The sequence below is a fragment of the Pseudomonas sp. CJQ_9 genome (assembly GCF_043106615.1).
Lineage (GTDB): Bacteria > Pseudomonadota > Gammaproteobacteria > Pseudomonadales > Pseudomonadaceae > Aquipseudomonas > Aquipseudomonas juntendi.
This window is the reverse complement of record NZ_JBICMS010000042.1, coordinates 1-13,977: the sequence shown is the minus strand read 5'-3', so window position 1 is coordinate 13,977 and position 13,977 is coordinate 1. Positions and strand designations below refer to the sequence as shown.

General features: G+C 64.6%; 12 protein-coding genes. 5 read left to right on the top strand and 7 right to left on the bottom strand.

Going from position 1 to position 13,977, the window contains the following annotated elements; all coding sequences use genetic code 11:
* Nucleotides 1-10: 10 nt before the first annotated feature.
* Complete coding sequence (locus tag ACF8SD_RS07565) at nt 11-1,576, bottom strand: beta (1-6) glucans synthase (protein ID WP_173887881.1); 1,566 nt, start codon at nt 1,574-1,576, stop codon at nt 11-13.
* Nucleotides 1,577-1,773: 197 nt separating this feature from the next.
* Here ACF8SD_RS07565 and ACF8SD_RS07560 point away from each other — a divergent pair, with 197 nt between their 5' ends.
* The 3 genes from ACF8SD_RS07560 to ACF8SD_RS07550 all read left to right on the top strand — a co-directional run bounded on the left by ACF8SD_RS07560 (nt 1,774) and on the right by ACF8SD_RS07550 (nt 4,811).
* Entirely contained in the window at nt 1,774-2,634 is an 861-nt protein-coding gene (locus ACF8SD_RS07560; RefSeq protein ID WP_392484146.1) for a glycine betaine ABC transporter substrate-binding protein, read from the top strand.
* 204 nt (nt 2,635-2,838) lie between these two features.
* Complete coding sequence (locus ACF8SD_RS07555) at nt 2,839-3,150, top strand: DUF485 domain-containing protein (RefSeq protein WP_009682859.1); 312 nt, start codon at nt 2,839-2,841, stop codon at nt 3,148-3,150.
* On the top strand, nt 3,147-4,811 hold the full coding sequence (locus tag ACF8SD_RS07550) for a cation acetate symporter (RefSeq protein ID WP_009682860.1): 1,665 nt from the start codon (nt 3,147-3,149) through the stop codon (nt 4,809-4,811). The genes ACF8SD_RS07555 and ACF8SD_RS07550 overlap by 4 nt, the downstream gene beginning before the upstream one ends.
* A gap of 61 nt (nt 4,812-4,872) precedes the next feature.
* On the opposite strand, the gene ACF8SD_RS07545 is transcribed toward ACF8SD_RS07550, so the two are convergent.
* A complete protein-coding gene (locus ACF8SD_RS07545) occupies nt 4,873-5,025 on the bottom strand; it encodes a DUF3309 family protein (protein WP_009682861.1) in 153 nt (50 codons plus the stop codon).
* Between the two features lie 195 nt (nt 5,026-5,220).
* Here ACF8SD_RS07545 and ACF8SD_RS07540 point away from each other — a divergent pair, with 195 nt between their 5' ends.
* Both ACF8SD_RS07540 and csrA read left to right on the top strand, forming a co-directional pair.
* Nucleotides 5,221-6,030 carry an SDR family oxidoreductase gene (locus ACF8SD_RS07540; RefSeq protein WP_392484145.1) on the top strand — a complete coding sequence of 270 codons (810 nt, stop codon included), beginning with the start codon at nt 5,221-5,223 and terminating at the stop codon, nt 6,028-6,030.
* A gap of 120 nt (nt 6,031-6,150) precedes the next feature.
* The gene (gene csrA / locus ACF8SD_RS07535) at nt 6,151-6,333 is read left to right on the top strand and encodes a carbon storage regulator CsrA (protein WP_009682863.1); all 183 of its coding nucleotides are present in this window, start codon (nt 6,151-6,153) and stop codon (nt 6,331-6,333) included.
* On the opposite strand, the gene ACF8SD_RS07530 is transcribed toward csrA, so the two are convergent.
* From ACF8SD_RS07530 to mnmC, 5 genes are all read right to left on the bottom strand, one after another.
* Nucleotides 6,330-6,557: a YheU family protein gene (locus tag ACF8SD_RS07530; protein ID WP_039603187.1), complete on the bottom strand. Its 228-nt coding sequence runs from the start codon at nt 6,555-6,557 to the stop codon at nt 6,330-6,332. The genes csrA and ACF8SD_RS07530 overlap by 4 nt on opposite strands.
* 216 nt (nt 6,558-6,773) lie before the next feature.
* Nucleotides 6,774-7,958, bottom strand: coding sequence for an osmoprotectant NAGGN system M42 family peptidase (locus tag ACF8SD_RS07525; RefSeq protein ID WP_054912166.1), 1,185 nt, complete (start codon nt 7,956-7,958; stop codon nt 6,774-6,776).
* A gap of 127 nt (nt 7,959-8,085) precedes the next feature.
* Nucleotides 8,086-9,831: an N-acetylglutaminylglutamine synthetase gene (ngg, locus tag ACF8SD_RS07520; RefSeq protein ID WP_173887884.1), complete on the bottom strand. Its 1,746-nt coding sequence runs from the start codon at nt 9,829-9,831 to the stop codon at nt 8,086-8,088.
* Between the two features lie 3 nt (nt 9,832-9,834).
* Nucleotides 9,835-11,622, bottom strand: a complete 1,788-nt coding sequence (locus tag ACF8SD_RS07515; RefSeq protein WP_392484144.1) for an N-acetylglutaminylglutamine amidotransferase — start codon at nt 11,620-11,622, stop codon at nt 9,835-9,837.
* Between the two features lie 207 nt (nt 11,623-11,829).
* A complete protein-coding gene (gene mnmC, locus ACF8SD_RS07510) occupies nt 11,830-13,800 on the bottom strand; it encodes a bifunctional tRNA (5-methylaminomethyl-2-thiouridine)(34)-methyltransferase MnmD/FAD-dependent 5-carboxymethylaminomethyl-2-thiouridine(34) oxidoreductase MnmC (RefSeq protein WP_280091343.1) in 1,971 nt (656 codons plus the stop codon).
* Nucleotides 13,801-13,977: the final 177 nt, after the last annotated feature.

The window sequence follows — 13,977 nt, the reverse complement described above, 5'->3', positions numbered from 1 at the left end:
GTGGCCGCCATCACACCGCGCGTAGCCGCAAGCTGCGCCACAACGCCACTGTCATTACCACGCTCACCCCCGCCCACCCCCAGGCCTGGCGGTTCTGCAGCCCTTCGACAAACAGCTGTGGCGCCACCCCGGCGCCCACGATAAACGCCAGCAATGCCACCTCCGCCCGCCGCGCACGCACCGGCCACAGCGCGTACACCAGCGCCGGCAACGCCAGCGCCGCAGTGGGGAAGCTGCGGTAGCGCGGGTCGAACACCAGCGCCAGCATGCTCACCGCCGCAGCGAAGCCTGCTGCCAGCAACAGCCAGCCGGCGCGCGCCTGCAACCCGGCGAACAGCTGCTCGCGCCAACCGGCGCGCTGCGCCTGGGCCAACACGGCATGGGCCAGCACCAACAGGTTCAGTGCGACCAGCGCCAGCGCCCACACCCATTCCCCGGCGAAGCGCGCATGGGTGCGCACCAGCTCGCCCCACAGGCCCAGGCAACCCGCCCCCAGCGCTGCCAGCAGCGGTAGCAGCAACGCCGCCCGCAGGGTGGCTGGGCGCCCGGCCAGCACCAGCATGGCCAGCATCAGCCCGGCGCTGCCCAGCCACCACTGCGGCCAGTAATGCAGGTTGCTCACCGGCCCTTCCAGCACACCCTTGTCCTGCCGGTCGGCATCGTACAACCCCCAATACCCGCCCACCGCACCTTCGTTGGCACGCTTCCACGGCTGGTCGAACGCCTCGATCAGGTTGTAGTGCCAGCCATTGGCCTCTGCCATGCTCACAAAACCACGAATGAAGCGCGCTTCATTGACCCGGCTGGGCACTGCCGTCTCGCGCTGGCGGCCTTCGCTGGGCCAGCCGGTTTCACCAATCAGGACGTCTTTGGGCGCAAAGCGCGTACCGAATACCCGGCGTACATCGGCGACATGGGCCAAGGCCTGGTCGATGCCACGGGGGTCGTCCTCCCAGTACGGCAACAGGTGAATGGTGAGGAAGTCCACCGCCGGTGCCACCTGCGGGTGCTGTAACCAGAATTCCCAGACATCGGCGTAGGTCACCGGCACGTGCACCTGGCTTTTCACCCGGGCGATCAGCGTGGCCAGGTGCGCACCGGTCACCTCCTTGCGCAGCAAGGTTTCGTTGCCGACGATCACTGCGCTGACCACGTCGGGGTTGGCATTGGCGGCGGCGATCAGCAGGTTGATTTCCCGCTCGGTGTCGGCAGCGTGCGCATTGACCCAGGCCCCCAGCATCACCTTCAGGCCGTGCTTGCGCGCCAGCGCCGGTATTGCTTCAAGACCGGTCATGGAATAGGTGCGAATGCACTGAAAGCGTTCGGCCAACAAGGCCAGGTCGGCATCCATGCGCTGCGGGCGCAGCCGGAACGGTTGGTCGTAGGGCGACTGGTCCTTGTCGAACGGTGTATACGAGGCACATTGCAGCTTGTGTGCAGGGCTCGCGGCATCGGGCAGTTGCAGCGGCTTGCCAAGCCCGTACCAGAGCGCTCCCAGCCCCAGCAGGGCGAACAGGCAGGCAAGCAGGTACAACGGCAGCAGCGAGCGGGCAGAACGGGGCATCAGGCGGTCCATCGTCAGGCACAAAGGAATAGATAGTAGCCCGGCGCCAAAGCTTTGGCATGCAAGGATCGCGCAGGTCGTGATGGGCGTATGGCGCTAATGGCACAGTGCTGTCGCATATGGGGCAGGTACAGGTCGCAGCTGGATCAGGTCGCCCAGGGTTGCAGGCAGATGATGGAATCTCCAAGACCTGACGAGGGGATGCTTTGATGGCAACTTTGAAAAAAATGCGACGTTTCCTGGGGGTGGGCACCGCCCTGGTACTGGGATTGAGCGCAGCACAGGCAATGGCCAAGGAAGTGAGCATTGGCTACGTGGACGGCTGGGCCGACAGCGTGGCAACCACCAACGTGGCGGCCGAAGTAATCAAGCAGAAGCTCGGCTACGATGTGAAGTTGCAGGCCGTTGCCACTGGGATCATGTGGCAGGGCGTGGCGACCGGCAAGCTCGATGCCATGTTGTCGGCCTGGTTGCCGGTGACCCATGGCGAGTACTGGGCCAAGAACAAGGATAACGTGGTCGACTACGGCGCCAACTTCAAGGACGCCAAGATCGGCTTGATCGTGCCTGAGTACGTCAAGGCCACCAGCATCGGCGACCTCAAGACCGACGACACCTTCAAGCAGAAGATCGTCGGCATCGATGCAGGCTCGGGCGTGATGATCAAGACCGAACAGGCCATCAAAGACTACGACCTGACCGGCTACAAGCTGCAAGCCAGCTCGGGCGCCGCGATGACGGCCGAACTGGGCCGTGCCTACGCCAAGCAGCAGTCGATTGCAGTGACCGGCTGGGTGCCGCACTGGATGTTCGCCAAGTGGAAGCTGAAGTTCCTCGAAGACCCGAAAGGCGTTTATGGCGCGTCGGAAACCGTAAACAGCATCGGCAGCAAAGAACTGGCGACCAAGGCACCGGAAGTGGCCGAGTTCCTGAAGAAATTCAGCTGGCAGTCCAAAGACGAGATTGGCGAAGTGATGCTGGCCATCCAGGAAGGCGCCAAGCCTGAAGCGGCGGCCAAGGACTGGGTGGCCAAGCACCCGGACCGCGTGAAGGAATGGACTGGCAAGTAACAACCTGAAAGGGCCAGTTTTGTTGCTTCGCGGGTAAACCCGCTGCCGCAGGGCAGCGGGTTTTCTCGTGAATGGGCCGGCACTTTGTTACGCAAACGGTAAAACACCGTTGCATCTAAGACTAAGGTCGTCTGGTTGGCGTCCATCGGCAGCATAAAGTAAGGGTGTGGGTGTTTCCCTACTTGTGCTGCTAGGACAAAAACAATGAACGACAGCATTTACCTCTCGATACAAAACAGCCCTCGCTTCAAGGAGCTGGTCAGCAAACGCGAACGGTTCGCCTGGATTCTCTCGGCGATCATGCTCGGCTTGTACTGCGCTTTCATCCTTCTGATTGCCTACGGTCCTCACATACTGGGCGCCAAGCTCAGCCCTGAGTCGTCGATCACCTGGGGTATCCCCATTGGCGTCGGCCTGATCGTCTCGGCATTCGTCCTTACCGCCATCTACGTGCGCCGCGCCAACGGCGAGTTCGATGAGCTGAACAAGGCCATCCTGAAGGAGGCGCAACAATGATTCGCCACGCCAAAGCCCTGGCCATACTGGCCTGCGGAGCCTTCGCACCCGCCGTGTGGGCCGCCGATGCCCTGACCGGCGAGGTGCAGAAGCAACCGCTGAACGTCTCTGCCATCGCCATGTTCGTGGCGTTCGTCGCCTTCACCCTGGGCATTACCTACTGGGCCTCCAAACGCAACAAGTCGGCGTCGGACTACTACGCCGCCGGCGGCAAGATCACCGGTTTCCAGAATGGCCTGGCGATTGCCGGCGACTACATGTCGGCAGCCTCGTTCCTGGGCATTTCCGCACTGGTGTTCACCTCTGGCTATGATGGCCTGATCTACTCGATCGGCTTTTTGGTTGGCTGGCCGATCATTCTCTTCCTGATTGCCGAACGCCTGCGCAACCTGGGCAAGTACACCTTCGCCGACGTGGCTTCGTACCGCCTCGGGCAAAAGGAAATCCGTACCCTGTCGGCTTCCGGCTCGCTGGTGGTGGTGGCGTTCTACCTGATCGCGCAGATGGTCGGTGCCGGCAAGCTGATCGAGCTGCTGTTCGGCCTGGACTACCATGTGGCGGTGATCCTGGTGGGTATCCTGATGTGCCTGTACGTGCTGTTCGGCGGCATGCTCGCCACCACCTGGGTACAGATCATCAAGGCCGTGCTGTTGCTGTCCGGTGCCAGTTTCATGGCGCTGATGGTGATGAAACACGTGGGCTTCGATTTCAACACCCTGTTCTCCGAAGCGATCAAGGTGCACGCCAAGGGCGAGGCCATCATGAGCCCGGGCGGCCTGGTCAAAGACCCGATCTCGGCGTTCTCGCTGGGCCTGGCGCTGATGTTCGGTACGGCCGGCCTGCCGCACATCCTGATGCGCTTCTTCACCGTCAGTGACGCCAAGGAAGCCCGCAAGAGCGTGCTGTACGCCACCGGCTTCATCGGCTACTTCTACATCCTCACCTTCATCATCGGCTTTGGCGCCATCCTGCTGGTCAGCACCAACCCTGACTTCAAGGACGCCGCCGGCGCGCTGCTGGGCGGCAACAACATGGCCGCGGTGCACCTGGCCAATGCCGTGGGTGGCAGCGTGTTCCTCGGCTTCATCTCGGCAGTGGCGTTCGCCACCATCCTGGCGGTGGTCGCCGGCCTGACCCTGGCGGGTGCCTCGGCAGTGTCCCACGACCTGTACGCCAGCGTGTGGCGCAAGGGCAAGGCCAACGACAAGGACGAGATTCGCGTGTCGAAGATCACCACCGTCGCCCTGGGCGTACTGGCGATCGGCCTGGGCATCCTGTTCGAGAAGCAGAACATCGCCTTCATGGTCGGCCTGGCGTTCTCCATCGCCGCCAGCTGCAACTTCCCGGTCCTGCTGCTTTCGATGTACTGGAAAAAGCTGACCACCCGTGGCGCCATGATCGGCGGCTGGCTGGGCCTGGTCAGCGCAGTGACGCTGATGATCCTTGGCCCGACCATTTGGGTGCAGATCCTGGGCCATGAAAAGCCGATCTACCCGTACGAGTACCCGGCGCTGTTCTCGATGGCCATTGCCTTCGTCAGCATCTGGTTCTTCTCGGTCACCGACAAGTCCAAGGCCGCAGAAAACGAACGCGCGCTGTTCTTCCCGCAGTTCGTCCGTTCGCAGACTGGCCTGGGTGCTTCGGGCGCTGTGTCGCACTGAGCCCGCCTGCCCATAAAAAACCGCGCCGAAGCGCGGTTTTTTTATGCCTAGCGTGGCGCGTCTAGATCCTGCCCAGCAGTAACAACACCAGCAGGACCACCAGTACCACGCCGACGATGCCGGACGGGCCGTAGCCCCAGCTGCGCGAGTGTGGGAAGACCGGTAAGCCACCAATCAACAGAAGAATCAGGATGATGATGAGGATCGTGGTCATGTACGTGTCCTTGCGTGGTTGGGGGTCAAGGGCCTCGGCTTGCCGGCCTCTTGTAAGTTCGGACTGGTGGGCAATGTGAAAGATTCCATTTTGTGCCGGTTCATGCCCCCACATTCACTACCCTGATGAACCCTGCCGTTGGCCAGGCCCTTGTTTAGACTCGTTGCATTCCTTAACGAGACAGGGCCAGCCACCATGCACAACCGCATCATGATTACCGGAGCCGGCTCAGGCCTCGGGCGCGAGATTGCCCTGCGTTGGGCGCGTGAGGGGTGGCGCCTGGCGCTGGCCGATGTCAACGAAAGCGGCCTGCGCGAAACGCTGGAGCTGGCCCGTGCGGCTGGCGGCGAGGGTTTCGTCCAGCGCTGCGACGTGCGCGACTACAGCCAGCTCACGGCCCTGGCTCAGGCCTGCACCGAGCAGTTCGGTGGCATCGACGTGGTGGTCAACAACGCCGGGGTTGCCTCGGGCGGGTTCTTTGCCGAGCTGTCGCTGGAAGACTGGGATTGGCAGATTGCCGTCAACCTGATGGGCGTGGTCAAGGGCTGCAAGGCCTTCCTGCCCCTGCTGGAGCGCAGCAAGGGGCGCATCATCAACGTCGCGTCGATGGCCGCCCTGATGCAGGGGCCGGGCATGAGCAACTACAACGTCGCCAAGGCCGGCGTGCTGGCGCTGTCGGAGAGCTTGCTGGTGGAATTGCGCCAGGTGGAGGTGGCGGTGCATGTGGTGTGCCCGTCATTCTTCCAGACCAATCTGCTGGACTCGTTCCGCGGCCCGAACCCGGCCATGAAGGCGCAGGTCGGCAAGTTGCTGGAAGGGTCGCCGATCAATGCGGCGGACATTGCCGACTACATCCACCGGCAGGTCGCTGCCGGCGAGTTCCTGATCCTGCCGCATGAGGCCGGGCGGCAGGCTTGGGAATTGAAGCGGCAAGCCCCCGAGCGGCTCTACCAGGAAATGGCCGAAATGGCCGTGAAAATGCGTGCCAAAGCGGTTTCGCGATGAAATATCTGTAGGGCGAATTACCAGTAGATGTAGGGCGCTTCTGAATCGCTGCGGAGCTATTGAGTAGCCTGATCCTGACGATGCAGTCTCCGGTTTTACCTTGTGCAGGAGGACCGGAACATGCTGGTGATAGGGCGCGAAGTGGGCGAGGTCATCATGATCGGTGAGAACATCCGCCTCGTGGTGGTCGAAACCCGTGACGGGGTGGTGCGCTTTGGCGTGGACGCCCCACGGGAAGTGCCGGTGCACCGGTCCGAGGTGTACAAGCGCATCAAGGAAGCCAAGAAAGCCGAGGCCGGCTAGTCGAGCAGTTCCCGCGGCACGTCATGCTTGGCCAGCAACTGGCACTGCTGGCTTTCGGGGTCGAACAGGATGAAGGCCTGGCCCTTGGCCAATGCCTGGCGTACCCGCAGTACCCGTGTTTCCAGCGGGGTATCGTCACCATTGTCGGTACCGTCGCGGGTGACGAAGTCTTCGATCAGGCGGGTCAGCGTTTCGGCTTGCAGGTGCTCGTAGGGGATCAGCATGGGGCGGTGTCTCGGGTTACGGTGGGGGCATGCTACGCGAAACATTGGGGCTTTTGGGGCCGCGTTGCGGCCCATCGCGACACAAGGCCGCTCCTACAACGACCGTGCAACCAGGTGCTCGCCGCTGCATATCTTCTGACAAACACCTGTCAGCCCTGATGCGATCCCTGTGGGAGCTGGCTTGCCGGCGATGGGCCGCAAAGCGGCCCCAGGGCCTTAGGCCTTGTTACCGACCAGGCTGTCGACCGCCGGCACGCGCGTGTCGCTCTCCATCTGCGCATCGTGTTCCAGCTGGTGGCTGAAGCGCTCCAGCGAGGCATTGGCCGGCTGTGAATCGCTGGCAAACACCGGCGGGCTGAGCAAGTACGCCGACAACAACTGGCTCAGGGCCGCCAGGCTGTCGATGTGAGTCCGCTCATAGCCATGGGTGGCATCGCAGCCGAACGCCACCAGCGCGGTGCGGATGTCGTGCCCGGCCGTTACCGCCGAATGGGCGTCACTGAAGTAGTAGCGGAACAGGTCGCGGCGTACCGGCAGGTCGTGGTCGCCGGCCAGTTTCAGCAAGTGCCGCGACAGGTGGTAATCGTAGGGCCCCGACGAGTCCTGCATGGCCACGCTCACGGCGTGCTCGCTGGAGGCTTGCCCGGGCGCCACCGGTGCAATGTCGATACCGACGAACTCGCTGACATCCCAAGGCAGGGCACCCGCTGCGCCCGAGCCGGTTTCCTCGGTAATGGTGAACAGCGGGTGGCAGTCGATCAGCGGTTGCTGGCCGCTCTCCACCACTGCCTTGAGCGCGGTGAGCAGCGCCGCGACACCGGCCTTGTCATCCAGGTGACGGGCGCTGATGTGGCCGCTGTCTGTGAACTCGGGCAGTGGGTCGAAGGCCACGAAGTCACCAATGCTCACCCCCAGCGCCTCGCAATCGGCGCGGGTGGCGCAATAGGCGTCCAGGCGGACTTCCACGTGTTCCCAGCTGACCGGCATCTGGTCGATGGCGGTGTTGAAGGCGTGCCCGCTGGCCATCAGCGGCAGTACGCTGCCGCGGAACACGCCGGTGTCGGTGAACACGCTGACCCTGCTGCCCTCGGCGAAGCGGCTGGACCAGCAGCCAACCGGCGCCAGGGCCAGCCGGCCGTTGTCCTGCAGTTGGCGCACGCTGGCGCCAATGGTATCGAGGTGCGCGGATACGGCGCGGTCGGGCGAGGTTTGCCGGCCCTTCAAGGTCGCCCGAATGGTGCCGCGACGGGTCAGCTCGAAGGGGATGCCCAGTTCGTCCAGGCGTTCGGCCACGTAGCGCACGATGGTGTCGGTGAAACCGGTCGGGCTGGGGATGGCCAGCATCTCCAGCAGCACGCGCTTGAGGTATTCGAGATCGGGTTCGGGGTGTCGCTCGGACATGGTTGAGTACTCCTTGCTCCTGTGCCGGCCTTTTTGCGGGGGAACCGCCCCTACAGGGCTATCAGCGCACCTGAGGGGCGCGCCTTACCGGTGGGGGCGGGTTCGCTGCAAAGCGGGCGGCACTGGTTTACGCCAAAGGCCGGCTATGCGGGAACAGCAGGTCGATGAAACGCTCGGCCGTTGGCTGTGGTTCGTGGTTGGCCAACCCGGCGCGCTCGTTGGCTTCGATGATCACGTACTCGGGCTGTTCGGCATCACGCACCATGAAATCCAGCCCGACCACCGGAATTTCCAGGGCCCGGGCAGCGCGCACGGCGGCGTCGGCCAGCACCGGGTGCAGGCGGGCGGTCACGTCTTCCAGGGTGCCGCCGGTGTGCAGGTTGGCGGTACGCCGCACAGCCAGGCGCTGGCCGGGGGGCAGCACATCGTCGTAACCCACGCCAGCAGCGCGCAGGGTACGCTCGGTTTCGTCATCCAGCGGAATTCGGCTTTCACCCGCCGTAGCAGCCTGGCGACGACGGCTTTGAGCCTCGATCAACTGAAGCACACTGTGCTTGCCGTCACCCAGCACCTGGGCTGGGTGGCGAACGGCGGCCGCCACCACTTCGTAGCCGATCACCACGATGCGCAGGTCGAGGCCGGCATGGAAGCTCTCCAGCAACACCCGGCTATCGAACTGGCGGGCATGGGCGACCGCCTGGGTCACGTCGTCGATGCAGGTCAGGTTCACCGCTACGCCCTGGCCTTGTTCGCCGTCAACGGGCTTGACCACCACCGCGCCATGCTCTTCGAGAAAGGCCAGGTTGTCGTCGGCATTACCGGCCAATTGTTGCGCCGGCACCTGCAACCCGGCAGTGCGCAGGGCATGCTGGGTCAGGCGCTTGTCCTGGCACAGCGTCATGGTCACGGCGCTGGTCAGGTCGCTGAGCGACTCACGGCAGCGGATGCGCCGGCCGCCCAGGCTGAGGGTGAACAGCCCGCCGGCGGCGTCATCCACCTGTACCTCGATGCCGCGGCGCAATGCCTCGTCGACGATGATGCGTGCATACGGGTTGAGGTCGGCCTGTGGGCCGGGGCCGAGGAACAGTTGCTCGTTGATGCCGTTCTTGCGCTTGACGGCGAAGGTGGGCAGGTTGCGAAAGCCGAGCTTCTGGTACAAGCGTTTGGCCTGGCGGTTGTCGTGCAGCACCGACAGGTCGAGATAGGCCAGGCCACGGCTCATGAAGTGCTCGATGAGGTGGCGCACCAGCACTTCACCCACGCCGGGGCGGGTGCAGTGCGGGTCGACTGCCAGGCACCACAGGCTGCTGCCGTTCTCAGGGTCATCGAAAGCCTTGGCATGGTTCAGGCCCATGACGCTGCCGATCACCGCGCCGCTGTCCTCGTCTTCAGCCAGCCAGTAGACCGGGCCGCCCAGGTGCCGAGGGGTGAGCAGGTCAGCATCGACCGGCAGCATCCCGCGCACTTGGTACAAGGTGTTGATGGCCTGCCAGTCGGCCGGGTTCTGCGCCCGCCGCACGCGAAAGCCGCGGAATACCCGCTGCGCCGGGCGGTAATCGGTGAACCACAGGCGCAGGGTGTCGGATGGGTCCAGGAACAACTGTTGTGGCGCCTGCGCCAGCACCTGCTGCGGTGCTGCCACATACAGGGCGATATCGCGTTCGCCTGGGCATTCGCCCAACAGGTCATCGGCCAGGTCGGCCGGCTCGGCATAGGTGTGGCCAATCAGCAGCCGGCCCCAGCCGCAGTGCACGGCACGCGGCTGTTGATGGGGCTGGCTGCCGTCGCCGGCCAGGCGCGCCTGCAGGCGCTCGTAGGACGGCGCCTGGCCACGCAGCAAGCGCTGACCGTAGGCGATTTCTTGGGGTTTCATCGGTCAGAGTCCTTGTTCGCTCAGCCACAGGTTCAGTGCGGCCAGTTGCCACAGCTTGGAACCGCGCAGTGGCGTCAATTGGCCGTGCGGGTTGCTAAGCAGGCGGTCGAGCATGGCTGGGTTGAACAGCCCACGGTCCTGGCTGGGGTCGGTCAGCAGTTCGCGTACCCAACCCAGGGTGGCGCCTTCCAGGTGCTTCAGGCCCGGTACCGGGAAGTAGCCCTTCTTGCGGTCGATGACTTCATGCGGGATCACTCGCCGTGCGGCTTGCTTGAGCACCTGTTTACCGCCGTCTGGCAGCTTGAAGCGCGCCGGAATGCGTGCCGACAGCTCTACCAGGCGGTAGTCGAGGAACGGTGTACGTGCTTCCAGGCCCCAGGCCATGGTCATGTTGTCGACCCGTTTGACGGGGTCGTCGACCAGCATCACGGTGCTGTCCAGGCGCAAGGCCTTGTCCACCGCCTGCGGCGCGCCGGGGCGGGCGAAATGCTCGCGCACGAAATCGCCAGCGGCATCGGTATCCAGCAACCACGGTGCCTGCACGGTGTCGCGGTACTCGTCGTGGCTGCGGTCGAAGAAGGCGTTGCGGTATGCCGCGTAGGCATCGTCGGCGCCGTCCACCTGTGGGTACCAGTGGTAGCCGGCGAACAGTTCGTCGGCGCCCTGGCCGCTTTGCACGCCCTTGCAATGCTTGGCCACTTCACGCGACAGCAGGTAGAAGGCGATGCAGTCGTGGCTGACCATCGGCTCGCTCATGGCGCGGAAGGCGGCAGGCAGCTGGTCGATGATTTCGTGCTCGGCAATGCGCAACTGGTGGTGGCGCGTGCCGTAGTGCCGGGCGATCAGGTCGGAGTACTGGAACTCGTCGCCGCGCTCGCCGCCGGCATCTTCAAAGCCGATGGAGAAAGTCGAAAGGTCGTCCACGCCGACTTCGCGCAGCAGGCCGACCAGCAGGCTGGAGTCGACACCGCCGGACAGCAGCACGCCCACGTCCACCGCGGCACGCTGGCGGATGGCCACAGCTTCGCGGGTTGCGTCGAGTACGCGGGTGGTCCAGCCTTCCAGGTCCAGCTCACGCTCATCGGCGTTGGGCCCGTATTGCAGCTGCCACCAGGTCTGGCGCTCGATTTCGCCGTGGCGGTCGATACGCATCCAGGTGCCGGGTTCCAGCTTTTGCACGTTCGCCAGCAAGGTGCGCGGTGCCGGCACTACGGCATGGAAGTTCAGGTAGTGGTTGAGCGCGACCGGGTCGAGCATCGGGTCGATGTCACCGCCCTGGAGCAGCGCTGGCAGGGTCGAGGCAAAACGCAGCCGCTCGCCGTTGCGTGACAGGTACAGCGGCTTGACGCCCAGGCGGTCGCGAGCCAGGAACAGGCGTTGGTTATCGCGTTCCCAGATGGCCAAGGCGAACATGCCGTTGAGTTTCGGCAGTAGCGCCGCACCCCAGGCGTGGTAGCCCTTGAGCAGCACCTCGGTGTCGCCGTCCGACCAGAACTGGTAGCCCAGGTCCTGCAGTTCCTGGCGCAACTCGGGGAAATTGTAGATGGCACCATTGAACGCCAGGGACAGGCCCAGGGTGTTGTCGACCATGGGCTGCGCCGAGCCGTCGGACAGGTCCATGATTTTCAGGCGGCGGTGGCCGAGGGCTATCGGGCCCTGGCTATGGAAGCCCCAGGCATCCGGGCCACGTGGGGCCAGGTGATGGGTAATGCGCTCTACCGCCGCCAGGTCGGCTGGGCGTGGCGCTTGGCCAATGGGGGTGAAACGTAACTCTCCTGCTAATCCGCACATAAGTCCTTACCGGTTTTTCCGTTGGGGAGGTGATGCCCCGGATTAGGGCACCTTAAGGAACTGACCTATGTGCTTTATGAGAGTTTTAGAACAATCTGTTATATGCGGCAGTGGCCTGCGGCGCTTTTCTGCCCAACCGCGACACCGGTTTTGCCTGGCAGGAACGGCCTTGTGTCGCGATCGGGCTGCACCGCAGCCCCGGCTCCATCACTTGCCCCGTATCAGCCTGCGCAGGGCGAACCGGTTAGGATGGCAAGCCTGCGCCACCCCTTGAGGCACCGGCAGCGGCTCCCCGCACACCCACGCGGCCAGCAGTTCCCCACTCAACGGCGCGGTGATCAACCCGCGCGAGCCATGCCCGCTGTTCACATACAGCCCACCCAGCCAAGGGCAGGGGGCTTGCGGCACCTGTCGCGCATCACGGGCCAGTACCGCGTAGGTTTCGGCAAACGCCTGTGCATCGGCCAGCGGCCCGACAATCGGTAGGTAATCCGGGCTGGTGCAGCGGAATGCCGCCCGCCCTTGCAGGTGTTCAGGGGCCAGCGTTGCTACACCCAGGCGTTGGGCCAGGTCGGTCGATATCTCGTCCAGCAACGCCAGGTTGCCCTGGTGTTCGGCCACCGTCGGCGCCAGGTTGTCACTGTGGAAATCAAAGCTCGCGCCCAAGGTATGTTCATCACCACGCGGCGGGGCCACGTAGCCTTCGGCGCACACCACGGTGCGCAGTGCCCGGCTGCCGGCCGTGGCCGGCAAGCGGGTGATCTGGCCCCGGATGCGCTTGAGCGGCAACCCGGCACAGGCGTCGAAGCGGCGGACCTCGGCGGCTGCGGCCAGAATCACCACCGGTGCGCTGGCCAGCAGGCGCTCGCCGGCCCAGGCTTGCCACTGGTCAGCCACTTTGCGCAGTTCGATGACTTCCTGGTGGGTCACCAGCTGGATACCAGGGTGCTGCAATTGCTGCTGGCACAGGGCGGGCGGGTGGACCCAGCCGCCCTCGGGGTAGAACAGCCCCCCAGCCGGCAGGGCGACCCCGGCGACGGCTTCGGCCTCGGTACGCTGCAGCGCGTGCAGCAGGCCGTGGTCGAACGCGCCAGCCAGTTTGCCCTGGCGCTCGGCTTCCTTGGCGTCGAACGCCAGTTGCAGCACGCCGCAGGCATCCCAGTCCTGGCCCCGTTGCAGGCGTTCGAGCTGGCGCCGGGTGTAGCCGAAGCCGGACAGGATCAGCTGCGACAACGCCGTGCCATGGGCGGACAGCTTGAGGTACAGCACCCCTTGCGGGTTGCCCGAGGCTTCCTGCGCGGGGGCGGCATGGCGTTCCAGCACGGTCACCTGCCAGCCACGCCGGGCCAGGCTGGCCGCGCTGGCGCTGCCGGCGAGCCCGGCGCCGATCACCAGCGCCTGGCGCGGGCCCGGCGTGGCGGGCGGGCGTGCATACCAGGGGGCGCCAGGGGCGGGCAGGGCGCCGACGTAGACGCCGCTCATCACTTCCCACTTCTTGCCGATGCCCGGCACCTTCTTCATGGCGAAGCCCGCTTCGACCAGGCTGCGGCGCACCCAGCCGGTGGTGGTGAAGGTGCCCAGCACTGTTCCGGCGTGGGACAGCCGCGCCAGCTGGGCGAACAGCTGCGGGGTCCACATGTCGGGGTTCTTGGCCGGGGCGAAGCCGTCGAGGAACCACACGTCGACCTGGGCATCGAGCTGCGGCAGCTGCTCCAGCACATCGCCGATCAGCAGGGTCAGGGTGACCCGGCCTTCGGCGAAGGTGAACTGCTGAAAGCCGGGGTGCACCGCCACATATTGGGCCAGCAGCGGCTCGGTGTAGGCGGCGAGCTCCGGCCACAGGCGTACGGCGCGGGCCATGTCGGCAGCGCCCAGGGGGTACTTTTCGACACTGACGAAATGCAGGCGCGCACCGCTGGGCGCATGCTGGTCGAACAATTGCCATGCGCAGAAGAAGTTCATGCCGGTGCCAAAGCCGGTCTCGCCGATCACCAGGCTGCCGTGTGCGGGCAGGTTGGCGAAGCGTTCGGCCAGGCGGGTCTGGCCGAGGAACACATGCTTGGTTTCTTCGATGCCTTCGTTGACCGCGAAATAGACGTCGTCGTACTGCCGCGAATGGGGGCGGCCCTGGTCGTCCCAGTCGATCTGGGCGTGCTGGAGAAGGGTGGGTTCAGGCATGGCTGGTTCGCTGGAGATGAGTGGCAAGTCGCAAGTGGCAAGTCGCAAGTGGCAAGCGGCAAGTCGCAAGTTGCAAGTCGCAAGTGGCTAGAAAAAGCAGATGGTGGCATGGCTTACGTTTTCTTGCAGCTTGCAGCTTGCGACTTGCGACTTGCGACTTGCGACTTGCGACTTGCG